Below are 18,108 nucleotides of genomic sequence, written 5' to 3'. Positions count from 1 at the left end.
TAATTTATTGAGGGAGGTGAGAAGTGATGACAGCGGCGGAGATCCAAAAGGCCAAATCATTAAGTGACCAGGTTTATGAATATTTGCGGGCACAAATATTATGCGGGAACATGAAACCCGGAACGAGAATTGTGGAAAGCGTGTTGGCCCGGCAATTGAAGATCAGCCGCAGCCCGATCCGCGAGGCGGTGCAACTGCTGAAAAAAGACGGGTTGTTGCAGCAGGAGAACGGACGGATTCTGGTATTCCGCCCTTCGGCAGACGACTTTCAAGAGTTGTATGAATTGAGGCTGGCTGTGGAACCGATTGCCGTGGAGCTGGCAACCGGGCGCATCCAGGCGCATGAGTTGGAGCAAATCGCCGGATTGTTAATCTCTGCTGATCAGTGTTTGCAAAGAGGGGAAATTGACAAGGTGATTGAGCTGAATTCCCTGTTTCATGAGCAATTGATCCGCTTTTCCCGGAATGGGCGGTTTCAGCGGATGATGACGGAAATAGCCAGCCTGGTTCGGTATTATCGTACCTTTGTATTTAAGGTATATAAACGGAATATTGAAACAAATCAGGAGCACTGGGCCATTTATCGGGCCGTGAAGGAGGGAGACGCCGCTTTGGCCCGAAAGCGCATGGAAAGCCATATCAAAAACGATCTGCACTTTATTCTCATGAGAAGCGGTGAGAGAGGAGGAGTGAAGGAGTGAATCATCAACCGCTTGACGGCATTCGGGTGATTGAATTGGGTTCTTTTATCGCCGGGCCTTTTGCCACGCGCATTTTGGCCGAATTCGGGGCGGAGGTGGTAAAAGTGGAGCCCCCGGGCGGGGATCAGATCCGCAAATGGGGACTTGCGGCTGAAGGCGAAGAAGATTCTTATTTCAGCAAAGTAATCCTTCGCAACAAAAAATCGGTCGTCGTTGATCTGCATTATGAAGAAGGCAGAGAAATTGTCCGCGAACTTCTTCGCCAGGCAGATGTGGTCGTGGAAAATTTCAAACCCGGAACCCTGGAGAAATGGAATTTGTCGCACCGGGAGATGCGCGAGCTGAACCCCGGTTTGATCATCACCAGCGTCACCGGATACGGACAGACCGGTCCGTACCGCCACCGGCCCGGCTTTGGCAACATTGCCGAATCGTTTGGAGGGCTTCGCTACGTTACCGGTTATCCAGACCGACCGCCGGTCAGGGTCGGACTGTCGCTCGCCGATTCGATCTCCGGCTTGTATGCAGTGATCGGAACGTTGCTGGCTTTGTTTCATCGCGACCGTAATCAGGACACGACCGGCCAGGTTGTTGATGTGGCATTGTATGAATCCGTTTTCAGTCTGCTGGAGTCCATCCTGCCGGAATATGTCCACCTTGGAGCGGTGCGCGAACGGACGGGAAATCAACTGGCGACCACGGCTCCTTCCAACATTTATCCGACCAAAGATGGGAAATGGGTGGCGATCGGCGCCAACAGCGATTCCTTGTTCAAGCGGTTGATGACCTTGATGGGCAGAGAGGATCTCGCGCAAAAGCCGGAGTTGTCCGACAATCGGGGGAGGGTGGCCGCTGCCGGCCGGATCGATGCGCTGATCGGGGAGTGGACATTAAGGCATACGTGTGATGAAGTGGTTGCCATGCTGGAACAGGCCGCAGTCCCGGCTGGCCCTGTTTATGGAATCACGGATATTTTTCGTGACCCTCATTATCGGGAGCGGGAGATGTTTCTGCCGGTTCCGGATGCAAGCGGCGCGGAGATTATGATGCCGGGAATCGTGCCAAAAATGAGCGGGACGCCGGGATCTGTCCTCCGGGCAGGGCCTGTCAGTGGTGCCCATACGAAGGAAGTGCTTTCCGCCTGTGGCTTTACGGAGGAACAAAGGGGTTATCCATTGTGGCTGATCAGGCTCATGTGCTGTTGCGCGATGTGACGCTAAGGGACGGGTTGCAAAACGAATCGGTGTTTGTGCCTACAAAGATAAAGCGAATCCTGGTTGATCGCATCATTGCCTGCGGGTTTCGCTCATTGGAAGTAACCTCTTTTGTGCGGAAAGACCGTGTGCCCGCTCTCCGTGATGCCGACGAACTGGCACAGAGCCTGCCCGTATATCCGGGGGTTGAATATCGGGCGCTGGTTCCCAACCGGCGGGGGATGCAGCGGTTTTTGGCCGGGAAAACAGAAACGGCCGTCCTTTTTCTTTCTGCCAGTCCCCTTCACAACCAGGCCAATGTTCAGCGGACCACGGAAGAATCGCTGGCTGAAATCATCAGTCTTATTCGTCTGGCCGAAGAGAACGGGCGCCGGGCGGCCGGGGCAATTGCTACCGCTTTTGTCTGTCCCTATGCCGGAGTCGTGCCATATTCCCGGCTGGAGCGGATTGCCGAAGCGCTTGCCGAAAGCGGAGTGAAGGAGATGTCTCTGGCCGATACATCCGGGCAGGCGACGCCCGATTTGGTTTATGAACGGTGCGTCAGCCTAAAAAAACAGTTTCCCATGCTGGAGCTGAGCCTTCATTTGCACGATGCTAAGGGTTACGGGCTCAGGAACATGCTTGCCGGGATCGAGGCGGGGGTTTGTACCTTTGATGTCGCGCAAGGGGGATTGGGCGGTTGTCCCTTTGTTCCGGATGCACCGGGAAACCTCACTTCAAGAAGTGTTCTGGAATGTTTGGCGGAACGGGGAATTGCCACGGATTTGGATTACAAAAATGTGTGCCAACTGGAAGAGTATGTTCTGCGCATCATGAAGCGGAGGAATGAATGATGGCAAATATATCGATCGGCGCCCGCCTGGACAGGCTTCCGATTACCCGTCTCCACAAAAAGGCGACGTTGTTGATCGGCACGGGAATCTTTTTTGACCTGTTTGATATTTTCCTGGCCGGTGTGCTTAGCACCGTTTTGGTTGAACAGTTTCATATTGACGAAAAATGGCTGCCCCTGCTTCTGGCTTCCGGTTTTTTGGGAATGTTTATCGGAGCGATTGTGCTGGGAGGGATGGCGGACCGCTTCGGGCGGAAAAAAGCCTTTATGTATAATCTGGCGATCTACTCGATTTTTTCGTTGCTGGCTGCGTTCAGTCCCAATGTCGGATTATTGATCTTTTTCCGGTTTGTTGCGGGACTCGGCCTCGGGGCGGAACCGCCGCTTTGCGATGCCTACCTCAGTGAATTGCTGCCGGCATCACAGCGGGGAAGATATGTTGCTTGGGCTTATACGTTAGCCTTTTTGGCTATGCCGGTGGAGGGGATTTTGGCAAAAATTTTGGTTCCGGTTCAACTTTTCGGTTTGGAAGGCTGGCGTCTGTTGTTTATCATCGGATCCGCCGGTTCACTCATGGCGGATGCATCTTCCCGAATCGCCGCGCTGGCTGGAAGCGGCGGGCCGCCTTGAAGAAGCGAATCAAATCGCTGTTCAGATGGAAGATGAAGCGAAAGCATTGGGTGAGCTGAAACCGGTACAGTCGACAACGCCCCGGCAAACCCCGGTCGCCTCTTTTTCTGTTTTATGGCAAAAGAGATATCGGCGATACACGCTGATGCTGTGGTTTTTTCATATTTTGCAGACGATCGGGTACTACGGCTTTGGAACGCTGGTTCCGCTGATCTTGAAGGCCAAAGGCTATACGATTCTCCATTCACTTGAATATACTGCCTTAACCTTTTTGGGTTATCCGCTCGGCTCGCTGTTATCCGCAAATGGCTGATCGTCTTGTCTGCCTTTTTGATGGCGGTGTTCGGCATTTCCTTCGGCATGGCAAACCTTCCCTCGCTCATCGTCATCTTCGGATTCCTTTATACTTTGGTCAGCAACGTTTTTTCCAATGCGTTTCATATTTATCAGGCAGAAATATTTCCGACCTCTGTGCGGGCCACTGCTGCCGGGTCGGCCTACAGTTTAAGCCGTTTGATGAGCGGTTTGATGCCGTTTATGTTGCTTCCGGTGCTCAATCATTATGGTTCTGCGGCGATGTTTTCCGTTGTTGCTGTTGCCATGGGACTGATCATGGTTGATATCGGGCTGTTTGGTCCCCGTTCCACCGGACGGTCTCTTGAGGATGTGAACGGGGACGAGAGGGGTTCGGAAACGGGTTTCAAAAACCGGATGTAGAGCCGGAAAACGAAAAAAGTTCAGGCGACCCGTAAGCCGCCTGAACTGCTATTGAATCGTTCCCGTCTGGCCGGGCAGCGGAGCGGTTGCCGTGGCCGGAGCGTAGGAATGGGTCAGTTGCTGCATGTCTGCTTGCGGGAGTTGTGCCACTTGATAATATCCGTGTTTGTTTTGCCACAGGAACAATTCATAAGCCATTTCGATGCAGTTGGGAATGCTGTCGGCCAGAACGCGGCGCACGACCGGATTGGTTACTTCGCAGGCTGCATGCGCTTTGACCGCAGCTGACGATTTCATGGCACTCAGCATTTGTCCGGAAATGCGTTGGTCATTGATCTCGGCCGGACTTTTCATCGGTGCTTTTGGCTGGCTTTGCCTTAAGCCGTAGGTCACGTTGTTTCCTTGCTGCATTTTGTATTTGCCGGTTGGTTGTGCCGGTTCGCGGCCGGTGGAGAAACATTCGACCAGAGTATTGTACTCATTGGCCATAAATTGATACTGGCGATCAAGGATGTTCCGCAGCTCAGGATCTTTCACATGCTGCGACATCATCACATACTGGTCCATGCAGTTGACCGCGCAAGACAAAACTTCGTGAACATCGTACACTTCATGGGCACCATGATTCATGGCCGGTGAAACTTGGGGATTAATGGTGGTATTTTCAATTTTGCTGTCGTTGGGACGCATCGTGTTCATAAAAATATCCTCCTTTCAAACTGTAACCAGTAGTTAATATGTACAAGCACGATGCCGGCTACTCATCGGAAAAAAAGAAATCCCCTGAAAAGGGGGCATTTGACATCGCTGTGTGACAACCTAGAGGCGGGGGTCCTCCAGCAGCCGCTGCATCTCTTCTTTATGTTTCGTTTCATCGGCAATCATATCTTCCAACTGGGTTTTCAGTTCAATATCATGGACCGCCTCCGCCTGTTCAATCCGCTTGGTGTATCGTTGAATTGTGTCGATTTCAGCTTGAACGGTTGCTTCCAACATTCCTTTTACATCCCGATGGCGGGAGAAAGGTTTTGGTTCCACCATGGGCTCGCCGCCAAGGGTGGCTATTTTTTCTGCCAGGTATTGAGCGTGCACCATTTCATCCTGTGCTTCTTTGGCAAAGAAGTCGCGCAGGGTCAGGCGGGCCAGCCCGGAAACGACGGCCGCGTTATAAATATATTGGTTAATGGCGGAGAGTTCATAGGCAAGGTCTTCATTTAATCCGTTGATCAGTTCTTGTTTGGCATCCATTGTCCAATCTCCTCCTTTGATTCATATTACTACACTGCCCATTTTGGAAAAAAACATGCTTTATAGGGCGTCGGAGGAATTGGATTATTTTTCGCCTTCCTTCATCCAGCGGATCAAGGTCTGCAATTTTTGTTCGTACCCGTAAGCAGACGGATGGTAAAAGGTTTTTCCTGCATGTTCATCAGGCAAATATTGCTGGGGAACATATCCGCGCGGATAATCGTGGGGGTATTTGTATCCTGAACCGCGCCCTTGTGCCTTGGCGCCCGAGAAGTGGGCATCGCGCAGATGGGGTGGAACTTCCCCACTCTTTTCCTTGCGAACGGCGGCATTGGCTTCCCCGATTCCCTTGACGACTGAATTGCTTTTCGGAGCGGTGGCGATATAGATCACTGCTTCTGCCAAGGGGATTTGCGCTTCCGGCAGTCCGATATAATCGACTGCATGCGCGGCCGCTGAGGCGATGAGCAGCGCACGGGGATCGGCCATCCCCACATCTTCAGCGGCATGAATAAAGATGCGCCGGGCGATGAAACGGGGATCTTCGCCGGCTTGCAGCATTTTGGCCAGATAATAAAGAGCTGCATCCGGATCAGAACCGCGCATACTCTTGATAAACGCAGAAATCGTATCATAATGGTTATCGCCGCTTTTATCGTAGCGGATCATTTTTCTCTGGATCGATTCTTCCGCGACTTCCAACGTAATGTGGCGTATCCCTTCATCGTCCGGTGGTGTGGTGAGTACGGCGAGCTCCAGCGCGTTTAAAGCATTGCGGCTGTCCCCGCCCGCTGTTTGAATGAGATGCTCCAGAGCGTCTTCTTCTATTTTTACTTGGTAATCTCCCAACCCCCGTTCAGGGTCTTGCAGGGCGGCCAGCAGGATCGCGCGCAACTCGCCGGGTTCCAGTTGTTTTAACATAAACAGGCGTGAACGGGATAAAAGGGCGGCATTTACCTCAAATGAAGGGTTTTCCGTTGTTGCCCCGATCAAAATAACCGTTCCGTTTTCGACATAGGGAAGCAAAGCGTCTTGTTGTGATTTATTAAAGCGATGAATTTCATCGATAAACAGCACGGTTCGTTGCCCGTGCAGATTGAGCCGCTCCTTTGCTTCTTGTACCACTCGGCGCAGATCCGCCACTCCGGCAGTCACGGCGTTCAATTTTTCAAAATATCCTTTTGTATGGTTGGCGATAATGTGGGCCAGGGTTGTTTTGCCCGTGCCCGGAGGACCGTAGAAGATCAGAGAGGAGAGCTGATCCGCTTCGATCATGCGCCTCAGTAATTTCCCGGGTCCGATGATGTGGGACTGGCCGATCATCTCGGAAAGCGTACGGGGTCGCATTCTGGACGCCAACGGCTCGTTTTGCTTTTTCTCTTGCATTCGTCCAAATTCAAACAAGTCCACCATGGTCCCGCCTTTCTATCTCTGGCAAAAATAAGGACAAGTCCCTATGATAGACAATATCACAGCAGCCGGGCCAATGTCATGATCTCCGCCGCCCAGTTCTCCTTTTTCCGTGAAGGTGGCGGAAGTCGGGAAGTCGTCACCCCTGCTTCTCCCGTTTTTGCCGTTTTTCATCCCTGATCGTGCCGGTAAGGTTCATTTTTGTTTGCAATGATTGTGTAAAAAACTTGCTAAAAGAGAATACTCCTATGATACACTTGCTAGTAGGGTACTTTCCCCATCATCCTTGGCCATGCCGTCTGATGATGGCGTCCGGATGGATGAAGGGATTGATTTATCTTATAATGAAACTAATTCTCCCCTGACCGGAAGCAGGGCGCAGTACATATCGGGAATGCGAATGATCAATGAGAGGTGGGATAACTTGAAGATTTCGACCAAGGGCCGTTACGGTCTTACCATCATGATGGAACTGGCGACGCAATACGGGAAGGGGCCTGTTCCGCTCAAAAGCGTGGCCGAGCGTCATGAACTGTCGGAACACTATCTGGAGCAGCTGGTCGCGCCGCTGAGAAATGCCGGATTGGTGCGCAGCATTCGCGGAGCTTACGGAGGGTATAAGCTGGCGAAGCCGCCTGAAGAGATCTCGGCCGGTGATATCATCCGCGTATTGGAAGGTCCGATCAGTCCGGTGGAATTCACCGAGGAAGAAGACCCGGCACGCCGGGATTTGTGGAAACGGATTCGCGATGCGATTGCGAAGGAACTGGATTCCACGACGCTGGCTTCCCTTATCAACTTTTCGCATGACGGAAACAATGATAACTACATGTTCTATATTTAGCAAAATTAGCAGGTGACGTGAAAATGGCGATTTATTTGGATCATGCAGCGACCACCCCGATTCATCCCGAAGTGAAAAAGGCGATGCTTCCCTTTCTGGATGAAGCGTTTGGCAATCCGTCAAGTATTCATCAATATGGAAGGGCCGTGCGAAATGCCATTGATCATGCGCGGTGGCAAGTGGCAGAAGGACTGAATGCCGAAGCGAGCCAGATCATTTTCACCAGCGGCGGGACGGAAGCGGATAATACCGCTCTGATCGGGGTGGCCCTGGCGTGCAGGGAACAGGGAAAAAAGCATCTCATCACATCGGAGATCGAGCACCATGCTGTGCTGGATACGTGCCGTTATTTGGAGCACATGGGCTTTGAGGTTACCTATTTGCCTGTGGACCGGACAGGCATGGTTGATGTGGAAGATTTGAAATCGAGCATCAGACCTGATACTGCACTGATCTCAATTATGTACGGAAATAACGAAGTCGGCACGCTTCAGCCGATAGAAACGATTGGGGCGATTGCCCGTGAACACAGGGTATTTTTCCATACGGATGCAGTGCAGGCGTTTGGGATCGAGAAAATTGATGTCAAGAAGCTGCCGGTCGATTTGCTCAGCATCTCCAGCCACAAGATCAACGGGCCAAAGGGAGCAGGGGCGCTGTATGTGTCCAAGCAGGTGAAGTTGATGCCCCGCTTTTTCGGCGGTGCCCAAGAACGGAGAAAACGCGCCGGAACGGAAAACGTGCCGGGGATTGTGGGGTTCGGAAAAGCTGCCGAGCTGGCGGCACGAAATCGGGATGTTCATTACCGCGAGATGCTGCAACTGCGCGAGGCGTTTCTGGAGGAATTGAAAGAGCAACAGGTGACTTTTGTCATAAACGGGCATCACGAGCGCTTTTTACCTCATATTTTAAATCTCAGCTTCCCGGGAACCGACACGGAAACGCTGCTGATGAATTTCGACTTGGCGGGAGTTGCCTGCGCGAGCGGCTCGGCCTGTACTTCCGGCACACTGGAAGTATCTCATGTGCTAAGAGCAATGCATCTGAGTGAAGAAGTGACCCGATCCGCGATCCGCTTCAGTTTCGGGCGGGGGAATACAGAAGCAGAAGTACGGCAAGCTGCCCGGATCACAGCGGAGATCACGGGAAGGCTGATTCATCGGTAATTGACCAACAGACAGTTAAACAGGGGAGAGAGGACTGTGAGCATCAATCCGCTTAACCAGATGGAAGACTGGGAAAAAGAGATGGATAACATCGATTGGAAATCGATACTGAAGGATATAGATCGTGCCCTGATGGATAATTTGGCAGCCGAACTCGGCTTTCCTTCCTTTGAAAAATTGGAGCACGCTTCCGAACGGGTTGTGGACGATTATTACATTGCTCACCTCTCCGACGGACGGTGGGTATGGTGGAATCCCGTAACCTATGCCAAAGAAGACCCGCTCTATTTTGCTGATAAGCGGGAAATCATGGCGTTTATTGCCAAATTTTTAAATCTGCCCAAAGACCGGCTCGGACAGCTGAAAGCGGGATTGGATCAAGTGATTCAAACCAGGCGTTGCAGCTGTTGCGAACATGAATTTAACCCGGCGGACCCCGAGCGCTACAAGTGGGATGAAAGACGGGAGCAGAACCAATTTTGTTCCCCGGAATGCGCGATGGAGAGTCTGATGGGGGAAATGAAAGATGATTTTCTCTGAGAGATGACCCTCGGTTCGGGGTCATTTTCCTTATCATCGGTAAAAGGTGTAGGATCATGAAGCCATCTCAAATGGAATTGTTTCAAACGAGTTATGTAAAAGGCTCCTTTATCCAGGAGATCTTTTACAATGAGGAAAACGGATACGGAGTTTTTCTCATGCGGGCCACGGAGGCATCGGAAGAACTTCCGCAAGAGGAAATCACCGTGGTGGGGAATATGCTCCGTCCCCATGAGGATGAGATCTATACCTGCTACGGTGAATGGAGAGAGCATCCCAAATTCGGGCGTCAGTACTATGCCCGGCAGGTGAAAAAGGAGTTTCCGCGGACAAAAGAAGCGATCGTCAGATATCTTTCAAGTGAGATCTTCACCGGAGTCGGAAAAAAAACGGCTGAAAAAATCGTGGAGCATCTCGGGGAAAAGGCGCTGGATCAAATTGCCGCCAATCCTGAAGTGCTAACGGAAATCAGGGGGATCTCCCCTGCCAAGGCGCGGACGATTGCCGAGCACCTGCAGGAAAACCAGGCTCTGGAAGAAGCGCTGGTCTATCTATACCAGTTTGGCATCGGACCTGCTTTGGCGCTCAAGATCGTGCAGACGTATAAACATCGCACTATCGAACTGTTAAAAGATAATCCGTATCGCTTGATTGATGATATCGAAGGAATCGGTTTCCGCCGGGCCGATGAGATTGCGCGGGAGCAGGGATTGCCGGAAGATGCGCCGGAACGTTTTCAGGCGGCTGTGTTATATGCCGTGAAAGAGGCATCCGTCTCCAAAGGGCATGTTTATGTGACGTGGGATCAGCTCAATCAGGAAGTCAATCTTCTCCTGGGAGGGGCAGGGGTTGAACTTTTTTCCGAAAGCGCCCGGGAAAAATATGTCGAAATGCTGATTGATGATGAACGGATTATTTTGGAGGATGACCGTTATTATCTGCCGTCGCTCTACTACGCCGAATATGGTTTGGCCATGCGGATCAAACAATTGCTGGAGCAGGAATCGGAAACGGATTATCCCGTATCCGAACTGTACCGAGCGATCGGCGAGATCGAGGAAGAGCTGGGAGTGACCTATGCGGAAAAGCAGCGGGATGCGCTTCTCACCGCCCTTTCTTCACCGTTTATGATTTTGACCGGTGGTCCCGGTACCGGAAAAACGACGGTCATCCAGGGGATATGCCGGTTATTTGCAAAACTGCGTGAAATCTCGCTCGACCCTGATCATTATGAAGCCGCGGAGCAGCCGTATCCGATCCGCTTGGTGGCTCCGACCGGTCGGGCGGCCAAGCGGATGTCGGAAACAACCGGTCTTCCGGCGATGACGATCCACCGCCTGCTGGGGTGGAAAGGGGACTTTTTTGAACACGGTGCCGAATCCCCGATTGAAGGCGACCTGCTGATTGTCGATGAAGTTTCGATGCTGGATACCTGGCTGGCCAATCAATTGTTTCGCGCGGTTCCCCAAGGGATGCAGGTGATCATGGTGGGAGATCAGGATCAGCTGCCTTCGGTCGGGCCGGGGCAAGTGCTTCACCATCTGCTTCAGGTGGACAAAATCCCCCGTGTCGAGTTGACGGAGATTTTCCGGCAGGCGGAGGGCTCTTCCATCATCAGGCTAGCCCATGCGATGAAACGCGGGGAAGTTCCGGGAGATTTGCTCATCCCCCAGCCGGATCGGCGTTTTTTTCCCTGCAAAAAAGAGCAGGCCTTGCCGATCATCGTCAAAACGGTAACCAATGCCATGAAAAAAGGGTACACGATTTTCGATATTCAGGTACTGGCGCCGATCTACAAAGGGCCGGTCGGGATCGACCGCATCAATCGGGAAATTCAAGCGGTGGTCAATCCAAAGGATGAAAACAAAAAGGAACTGACCTGGGGCGATTCTGTCTTTCGGCTGGGGGATAAAGTGCTCCAGCTGGTCAATCACCCCGAGCATCCCGTCTACAATGGCGACATGGGAAAGGTGATCGCGATCGAGGAGAATGCATCCCCGGATCAGCCGGTTTTATGGGTGGCCTACGAACGGTTGGAGGTCCCGTATAAAAAATCGCAGCTGGGACAAATTGCACTTGCTTATGCCTGTTCCGTGCATAAGGCGCAAGGCTCTGAGTTTCCCATCGTTGTGTTTCCAGTTTTGCACACGTACCGGCGGATGTTGGAACGAAACCTTCTCTATACCGGGATTACACGCAGCAAATCGTATCTGATCATGTGCGGGGAAAAGGAAGCATTTGCCGACGGATTGAAGCGACAGAGCGGAGAAAAGCGCAACAGCCGGCTGAAAGACCTGATTGAGGAAGAGTGGTAGCCACGGTAACCCGGCCCCGGCAAGACCGGCACTTTCATGGAAAAATGGCAACAACTCCCCTACATGCACGGCGAAGCCTTTCCCAATACTAATGACAGCGGGGGAGGCTGATTTCCTTGCGCAAATCCCAGGAAGTGATCGGGCTTTCCATCATCCATTTAAAAACAGGGGAAAAATTGGGTACGGTTACGGATCTTTTGTTTGATCGGGATCAGCGTTGGCGGGGAGTTGTTTTGCAAGAAGGTGGTTTTTTCAAGAGGAGAAAATATATTCGATCTGACAACATCGTATCAATCGGCAAGGATGCGGTAATGGTGGACAGCGACCAGGTGATTCTTCCCTTTGACCGGAACGCGGAAGAGTGGATCAGCATTTATAACGGCGAAAACAAATTGAAGGGCCGTCCTCTGCTTACCGCCGGCGGTTGTGAAATGGGGATGGTAGAAAATGTCTACTTCATGGAAGAAGTGGGAACGCTGATAGGGTACGAACTATCCGGCGGGCTTATCAGCGACCTGGCAGAAGGGCGAAAAGTGGTGAAAACCACGCATCCGCTCACGTGGGGAAAAGATGTGCTGATCGCCCCGCATGACCGGATTGAAGTTAAGGATGCAAGGATTTAAAGGAAGGGAAGAATCATGCTGCGTTGTCCCAACTGCAATTCGCACGACCTGGGAAAAGTGGGAACAAACCAACTTTATTGTTGGCAATGCTTTATTGAAATGACCACCGAAAATGACAAAATTGCTTCTGTCTACCAGGTGGAGGAAGATGGAAGCTTAACCTCGCTCAACGACCTGTTTTTGGAGGAAAGCAGTCACGTTCAATATTTCGATTAACCGTGCCAAAGGAGGGGAAACATGGCTCGCCAGACAATCATGACCCTTTTGTTTGGTGGACTGTTAGCGATCGGAGCAAGCATGTTTTTGAGAAGAAACAGACGGGTTTCCAAGCCTTTTGTTCAGACCGTTGTCCGCGGCATCCAAAAAAGTCCGTTTCTGCGCCGGTTTGTCGTCGAGGAAACCCTTCGACGCATGTTCCGTCGCCTCCGGATGGCAAGGTAACACAGGAAAACCCCTGGCTGAAAATGTCAGGGGTTTCCATTCATGCGGCGAGCTTCATAAAATGGTTCCGGTTTTCGTATCTTATGGATAAGCCCATCGTTTAAGCGGAGGTGCCGCCAGTGGAACGCTGGAGTGTGCAAAGAGCCTTGACCATTTCGCTGTTCATTCTGGTTCTGCTGGGAATCGTCTTCCTGTTGATGCAAATCAGCCCGTGGATCCGCCTTTTATTTGCTTTTCTCAAGGCGGTTTTGGGCCCATTTCTCATTGCGGTCATTATTTCCTATCTGCTCAATCCGATAGTCAATCTGTTAAGCCACCGCTTATTGCCGCGTTCGCTGGCGGTTCTCCTCATTTATACGCTGTTTATCGCTTCGATTGTGATTCTGGTCATCAATCTGGCGCCCGTGCTCGAGGTTCAGCTGGGCGAATTGGCTGAGCACTTGCCGAAGTGGAACGCCAAGCTGCAAAGCATGATTCAGGAGTATAATGACCACAGCAAGGAGATGTTGCCCCTCAGTCTGCAAACGGCCGTGGAGCGTTCGCTGGGACGGCTGGAGATGAAAATGACCGATTATGTGGGCGGACTGATGAGCGGTATCGGGAGTACGATCAATCAGCTGTTTTTGTTTTTGATCATTCCCTTTCTCGCTTTTTATATGTTGAAAGACATCCATTCCATCGAACGGACCTTGCTCCTCATCATCCCGAAAAAGAGCCGGCGCGAGACGATTCGCGTTCTGAGGGATATGGATCTGGCGCTGGGCAACTACATACGCGGCCAGTTTCTGGTTTGTCTGGTCGTCGGGCTGCTGTCCCTGATCGGTTACGTCATTGTCGGCCTTCCTTATGCCCTGCTGTTCGCCGCGCTGGTGGCCGTCTTTAACGTCATTCCCTATCTCGGCCCCATCTTCGGCCTGATCCCGGCCCTCTTTGTCGCCTTTATTTCCGGATCGATGAAGATGGTGATCGGGGTGGTCATTGTCAATCTGGTCATCCAGATCCTCGAAGGGAATTTTATTTCCCCGCAAATCGTGGGGAAAAGTTTGCAGCTGCATCCGCTGGCGATCATCTTCGCCCTGCTCGTCGGAGGAGAACTGGGCGGAGTACTGGGCCTGATCCTGGCGGTTCCTCTCTTTGCCATGGGAAAAGTGGTCTTTGAGCATGTGATCGATCATTTTGTCCGGCGGGGGGTTTGAAATTTTGTGCAAAGCGGGTATAATAGATCGTGAATTGCAAAGCGCTAAAGATGATGACGGAACCGAGCGATCTTGTCCCCGCCAGAGAGGAAAACCCGGTGGCTGGAAGGTTTTCCCGGAACAGACAGGTTTGCAGCCAGTTCCCGAGTGCAGCTAATCCCTGCCGGTGAGTGAGCATCACTTGCCGTTATCTTATTTTGCTAGAGTGACCGTGATTACATACTGAGCCAGGTGCTCGGGAAAAAATAAAGCGGTAAAAAGGGTGGTACCGCGGGAAGCCTTCTCGTCCCTTATTTGAGGACGGGAGGGCTTTTTTGGTTGCTCATAAAAGCATTCATCTTCTTTAGCACAACCTTGGAATGAACGTTCTGGCAAATTCAGGAGGGTGAATGGTGCTTTTGTTGACGGTCGGGAGCGCGCATGACCCTTCCGGAAACACTTTATTCATGAACCAGAAATCTGAGAAAAGGAGGACTCCGCATGAAAGCAAGTGAAATTCGTCGCAAGTTTTTGGACTTCTTTGCGCAAAAAGGTCACAAAATCGAACCCAGCGCTTCACTCGTTCCGGTCGATGATCCCACCCTGCTCTGGATCAACAGTGGCGTGGCAACGCTGAAAAAATACTTTGATGGACGGGTGAAACCCGAAAACCCGCGGCTTGTCAATTCGCAAAAAGCGATTCGCACCAATGACATCGAAAATGTCGGTTATACGGCGCGCCACCATACCTTTTTCGAGATGCTGGGCAATTTTTCTGTCGGGGATTATTTCAAGGAAGAAGCGATTACCTGGGCGTGGGAGTTTTTGACCAGCCCTCAATGGATGGGATTGAATCCGGATCGTCTGTCGGTCACCATCCATCCGGAAGATGATGAAGCTTACCGGTTATGGCATGAAAAAATCGGCATTCCAGAAGAGCGGATTATCAAATTGGAAGACAACTTCTGGGATATCGGGGAGGGTCCGAGCGGACCGAATACGGAGATCTTTTATGACCGGGGAGAAGAATGGTGCGATCCGAATGATCCGGAATGCTACCCGGGCGGGGAAAATGAACGTTTCCTTGAGATCTGGAACCTCGTTTTTTCCCAATACAACCATAATCCGGACGGTTCTTACACCCCGCTTCCGCAGAAGAACATTGATACCGGGATGGGTCTGGAGCGGATGGCTTCCGTCATGCAGAACGTTCCTACCAACTATGATACGGACCTGTTCCGGCCAATCATTCAGGCTACATGCGAGAAAGCAGGGGTAAGGTACGGAGCGGATCGCGAAACGGATATCGCCCTTAAAGTAATCGCGGACCATATCCGCACGATCGTTTTTGCGGTGGCCGATGGGGTGCTGCCTTCCAATGAGGGCCGGGGCTATGTATTGCGCCGCTTGTTGCGCCGGGCTGTCCGTTACGGCAGAAAACTGGGAATGACGCGCCCGTTCCTTTATGAATTGACGGGCGTCGTTGCCGATGTGATGCGTGACTTTTATCCGGAACCTGCCGGGAAACGGGAGTTTATCGAACGGGTGATCAAAGGGGAAGAGGAGCGCTTTCTGGAAACATTGACAGAAGGACTGCATATTTTAGAAGGGGTCGTGGAGAAAGCCCGGTCCGAAGGGCGTACAGCCATCACGGGAACGGAAGCGTTCAAATTATACGACACCTATGGTTTTCCGCTCGACTTAACCGAAGATTTCGCCCGGGAGCACGGCCTGAGTGTCGACCGGGAAGGTTTTGAAAAGGAAATGGAACGGCAGAGGGAGCGGGCACGGTCCGCCCGTCAGGATGTGAACAGCATGAAGGTTCAAGGAGGACCGTTGGACGAACTGAAGGTGGAAAGCGAGTTTGTCGGTTACGGGGTATGGGAAACCGGGACGGAAATTGTGGCCATCATCCGCGAGAACGAACTGGTGGATCAATTGAGCCAGGGGCAAACAGGGCTTCTCCTTCTTGCCAAAACCCCGTTTTACGCTGAGAGCGGAGGGCAAGTGGCTGACCGCGGAACCATTGTGACCGGTCATGGCCGCCTTCGTGTGACAGACGTGCAAAAAGGGCCGCGCGGTGAACACGTTCATACAGTCGTGGTGGAAGAGGGCAGCGTCTCTGTCGGCGAATCCGCCCAGGCGCAGATCGATGGAAGCCTTCGTCAGGACATCGTGAAAAACCACACCGCCACTCACTTGTTGCACAAAGCTTTGAAAGAAGTTCTCGGAACCCATGTCAACCAGGCTGGTTCTCTCGTTGCACCGGATCGCCTCCGCTTCGACTTTACCCATGTCGGGGCGATGACGGCGGAAGAAATTCAGGATGTCGAACGGCGTGTAAACGAGCAGATCTGGGCAAATACTATAGTGGAAACCATGATCAAACCGCTTGATGAAGCCAAAGCGATGGGGGCAATGGCTCTGTTTGGCGAAAAATACGGTGAAGTGGTACGCGTTGTGAAAGTAGGGGACTACAGCCTGGAATTGTGCGGCGGAACCCATGTTCACAGCACAGGGGAGATCGGGCAGTTCAAGATTGTCAGCGAAAGCGGAATCGGATCGGGCACACGCCGAATTGAAGCAGTAACCGGCCGGCATGCCTATGCCTACGTGGAAGCAAAATTAAATCTGTTGCAGGAAGCTGCCGAATGTTTAAAAGCAAACCCGCAGGATTTGGTCGCCCGCATTGAACAATTGCAGGAGCGGATGAAAGAGATGGCGCGCGAAAATGAGTCGCTCAAAGCGAAAGTGAATCGTGCGGCTGCTTCCCAATTGGAAAGTCAGGTTCAGGAAGTGGCGGGCATTCCGGTTTTGGCCGCCCAAGTGGAAGCAGGGGATATGGAAGGGCTTCGCTCCATGGTTGACGACTTGCGCCGGCAACTGGCAGAAGGGGTGATTGTGCTCGGTTCCGCATCGGGCGGAAAAGTGCAGATCGTCGCTTCCATCTCGCCGAAGTTTGTCAAGGAAGGCCTTCATGCCGGCAAGCTGGTCAAAGAGGTGGCGACCTTATGCGGAGGCGGCGGAGGTGGCCGTCCTGATATGGCTCAGGCTGGCGGAAAACAACCCGAACGTTTGCCTGATGCACTGAAACGGGTATATGAATGGATAAAGGAGCAAAAGTAATTTTAAAATGAAAGGATAATGTCCGAGCAAAGGCGAAGAAGTAAAAAGCTGGTCATCCAAACGAAAGAGGTGTGAGATTATCCATGGATGAAACGATGAAATTCAATTTTCGGGGAGATCAAAATGTCGATCCGAAAGACGTCCTGTTTCATGTATATGAAGCCTTAAAGGAGAAGGGTTATAACCCGATCAATCAAATCGTGGGTTATCTCATTTCCGGAGACCCGGCTTACATTCCTCGCCATAAGAATGCTCGCACAATGATCCGCAAGCTTGAACGCGACGAACTGGTTGAAGAACTGGTGAAATTTTACCTCGAAGCAAAAAAATGAAAGGAAACGACCATGGGTTTGGATGAGTTTTCCTTGGATATAGATGGTTCATCCAGAGTGCTCGGACTTGATATCGGTGATCGCAGGATCGGTGTAGCCGTCAGCGATTCCCTCGGGTGGACGGCTCAAGGAGTGAAAGTGATCGACCGAAAGCATGCAGATTGGCTCTCCGAGATGGACAAATTAATGGAAAGCCTTCATGTGAAAGAGATTGTGGTCGGTTTGCCGCGTAACATGAACGGAACCATCGGCCCGCGCGGGGAGCTGTGCATAAAAGTGGCGGAAGAGCTCAAGGAGCGCTACTCTCTTCCCGTGCATCTCTGGGATGAACGCTTATCTACAGCCGGCGCGGAACGAACGCTGATCACGGCGGATGTTTCGCGCCGCAAACGAAAAAAAGTAATCGACCAAATGGCCGCAACTTGGATTTTGCAAGGGTTTTTGGACGCGAAGAGGAGGCAGACACATGACGGATCACACCCATGAACCGGAATACTTGATCATTCCCAATGAAGACGGGGAAGAAGAGAAATTTGAAATCATGTTTACGTTTGAGCATGACGAAACAGGAAAAAAATATATGTTCGTCACACCCGCCGAGGAAGACGAAGAAGATGACGGAGACGATTACCAGGAAGTGCTCGCTTTCCGCTATGAAGATGAGGACGGCGATTTCCGGATTGAAATGATCGATGAGGACAATGAAGAAGAATGGGATATGGTGGAAGAAATGTTTAACACACTCTTTAGCGGGTTAGAATTAGAAGAGGAAGAAGACCATCGTGAATAAGAGG

Annotated in this window: 21 protein-coding genes; 18 read left to right on the top strand and 3 right to left on the bottom strand. The window is 51.7% G+C overall.

Features of this window, described 5'->3' with window-relative positions; all coding sequences use genetic code 11:
• The first annotated feature begins 26 nt into the window (after positions 1-26).
• Genes JG50_RS0109915 through JG50_RS20675 form a run of 6 tightly spaced genes read left to right on the top strand, consistent with a single transcriptional unit; the run spans position 27 to position 4,094 of the window.
• Complete coding sequence (locus JG50_RS0109915) at positions 27-701, top strand: GntR family transcriptional regulator (protein ID WP_033100959.1); 675 nt, start codon at positions 27-29, stop codon at positions 699-701.
• Entirely contained in the window at positions 698-1,915 is a 1,218-nt protein-coding gene (locus JG50_RS0109910) for a CaiB/BaiF CoA transferase family protein (RefSeq protein ID WP_052154177.1), read from the top strand. The genes JG50_RS0109915 and JG50_RS0109910 overlap by 4 nt, the downstream gene beginning before the upstream one ends.
• Positions 1,879-2,748, top strand: coding sequence for a hydroxymethylglutaryl-CoA lyase (locus JG50_RS0109905; protein ID WP_052154176.1), 870 nt, complete (start codon positions 1,879-1,881; stop codon positions 2,746-2,748). Before JG50_RS0109910 ends, JG50_RS0109905 begins: the two co-directional genes overlap by 37 nt.
• Positions 2,748-3,377, top strand: a complete 630-nt coding sequence (locus JG50_RS18210) for an MFS transporter (protein ID WP_258560245.1) — start codon at positions 2,748-2,750, stop codon at positions 3,375-3,377. Before JG50_RS0109905 ends, JG50_RS18210 begins: the two co-directional genes overlap by 1 nt.
• A complete protein-coding gene (locus JG50_RS20885) occupies positions 3,328-3,690 on the top strand; it encodes an MFS transporter (RefSeq protein WP_258560244.1) in 363 nt (120 codons plus the stop codon). Before JG50_RS18210 ends, JG50_RS20885 begins: the two co-directional genes overlap by 50 nt.
• Positions 3,691-3,695: 5 nt before the next feature.
• Positions 3,696-4,094: an MFS transporter gene (locus JG50_RS20675; protein ID WP_235281657.1), complete on the top strand. Its 399-nt coding sequence runs from the start codon at positions 3,696-3,698 to the stop codon at positions 4,092-4,094.
• Between the two features lie 48 nt (positions 4,095-4,142).
• Here the strand turns inward: JG50_RS20675 and JG50_RS0109895 are convergent, their stop codons facing one another.
• The 3 genes from JG50_RS0109895 to JG50_RS0109885 form a co-directional block, all read right to left on the bottom strand.
• Positions 4,143-4,784 (bottom strand): spore coat protein, encoded by a 642-nt coding sequence (locus JG50_RS0109895; RefSeq protein WP_052154179.1) that lies wholly within the window; start codon positions 4,782-4,784, stop codon positions 4,143-4,145.
• A gap of 129 nt (positions 4,785-4,913) precedes the next feature.
• Complete coding sequence (locus JG50_RS0109890) at positions 4,914-5,342, bottom strand: ferritin-like domain-containing protein (protein WP_033100958.1); 429 nt, start codon at positions 5,340-5,342, stop codon at positions 4,914-4,916.
• 84 nt (positions 5,343-5,426) lie between these two features.
• Positions 5,427-6,752: an AAA family ATPase gene (locus tag JG50_RS0109885; protein ID WP_268745619.1), complete on the bottom strand. Its 1,326-nt coding sequence runs from the start codon at positions 6,750-6,752 to the stop codon at positions 5,427-5,429.
• Between the two features lie 424 nt (positions 6,753-7,176).
• Between JG50_RS0109885 and cymR the strand changes: the two genes are divergently transcribed.
• From cymR to JG50_RS0109825, 12 genes are all read left to right on the top strand, one after another.
• On the top strand, positions 7,177-7,596 hold the full coding sequence (gene cymR / locus JG50_RS0109880) for a cysteine metabolism transcriptional regulator CymR (RefSeq protein WP_033100957.1): 420 nt from the start codon (positions 7,177-7,179) through the stop codon (positions 7,594-7,596).
• A 17-nt stretch (positions 7,597-7,613) separates the two neighbouring features.
• Positions 7,614-8,762, top strand: a complete 1,149-nt coding sequence (locus tag JG50_RS0109875) for a cysteine desulfurase family protein (RefSeq protein WP_152568541.1) — start codon at positions 7,614-7,616, stop codon at positions 8,760-8,762.
• 36 nt (positions 8,763-8,798) lie between these two features.
• Positions 8,799-9,302 carry a hypothetical protein gene (locus tag JG50_RS0109870; protein WP_033100955.1) on the top strand — a complete coding sequence of 168 codons (504 nt, stop codon included), beginning with the start codon at positions 8,799-8,801 and terminating at the stop codon, positions 9,300-9,302.
• A gap of 56 nt (positions 9,303-9,358) precedes the next feature.
• Complete coding sequence (gene recD2 / locus JG50_RS0109865) at positions 9,359-11,617, top strand: SF1B family DNA helicase RecD2 (RefSeq protein WP_033100954.1); 2,259 nt, start codon at positions 9,359-9,361, stop codon at positions 11,615-11,617.
• Between the two features lie 116 nt (positions 11,618-11,733).
• Positions 11,734-12,240, top strand: a complete 507-nt coding sequence (locus JG50_RS0109860) for a PRC-barrel domain-containing protein (RefSeq protein ID WP_052154174.1) — start codon at positions 11,734-11,736, stop codon at positions 12,238-12,240.
• Between the two features lie 15 nt (positions 12,241-12,255).
• Positions 12,256-12,456 carry a hypothetical protein gene (locus tag JG50_RS0109855; RefSeq protein WP_033100953.1) on the top strand — a complete coding sequence of 67 codons (201 nt, stop codon included), beginning with the start codon at positions 12,256-12,258 and terminating at the stop codon, positions 12,454-12,456.
• A 21-nt stretch (positions 12,457-12,477) separates the two neighbouring features.
• Positions 12,478-12,681, top strand: coding sequence for a hypothetical protein (locus tag JG50_RS0109850; RefSeq protein WP_033100952.1), 204 nt, complete (start codon positions 12,478-12,480; stop codon positions 12,679-12,681).
• 119 nt (positions 12,682-12,800) lie between these two features.
• The gene (locus JG50_RS0109845) at positions 12,801-13,877 is read left to right on the top strand and encodes an AI-2E family transporter (protein ID WP_033100951.1); all 1,077 of its coding nucleotides are present in this window, start codon (positions 12,801-12,803) and stop codon (positions 13,875-13,877) included.
• Between the two features lie 480 nt (positions 13,878-14,357).
• Positions 14,358-16,982: an alanine--tRNA ligase gene (gene alaS / locus JG50_RS0109840; RefSeq protein WP_033100950.1), complete on the top strand. Its 2,625-nt coding sequence runs from the start codon at positions 14,358-14,360 to the stop codon at positions 16,980-16,982.
• A gap of 83 nt (positions 16,983-17,065) precedes the next feature.
• Positions 17,066-17,314: an IreB family regulatory phosphoprotein gene (locus JG50_RS0109835; RefSeq protein ID WP_033100949.1), complete on the top strand. Its 249-nt coding sequence runs from the start codon at positions 17,066-17,068 to the stop codon at positions 17,312-17,314.
• Between the two features lie 12 nt (positions 17,315-17,326).
• The gene (gene ruvX, locus JG50_RS0109830) at positions 17,327-17,800 is read left to right on the top strand and encodes a Holliday junction resolvase RuvX (protein WP_052154173.1); all 474 of its coding nucleotides are present in this window, start codon (positions 17,327-17,329) and stop codon (positions 17,798-17,800) included.
• Positions 17,781-18,104, top strand: coding sequence for a DUF1292 domain-containing protein (locus tag JG50_RS0109825; RefSeq protein WP_033100948.1), 324 nt, complete (start codon positions 17,781-17,783; stop codon positions 18,102-18,104). The genes ruvX and JG50_RS0109825 overlap by 20 nt, the downstream gene beginning before the upstream one ends.
• The last annotated feature ends 4 nt before the right edge of the window (positions 18,105-18,108 follow it).

Origin of the sequence: Thermoactinomyces daqus (genome assembly GCF_000763315.1) — a bacterium.
Classification (GTDB): domain Bacteria; phylum Bacillota; class Bacilli; order Thermoactinomycetales; family Thermoactinomycetaceae; genus Thermoactinomyces_A; species Thermoactinomyces_A daqus.
Note: the sequence above shows the minus strand (reverse complement) of the source record. Positions and strands in the feature narration are given on the sequence as shown.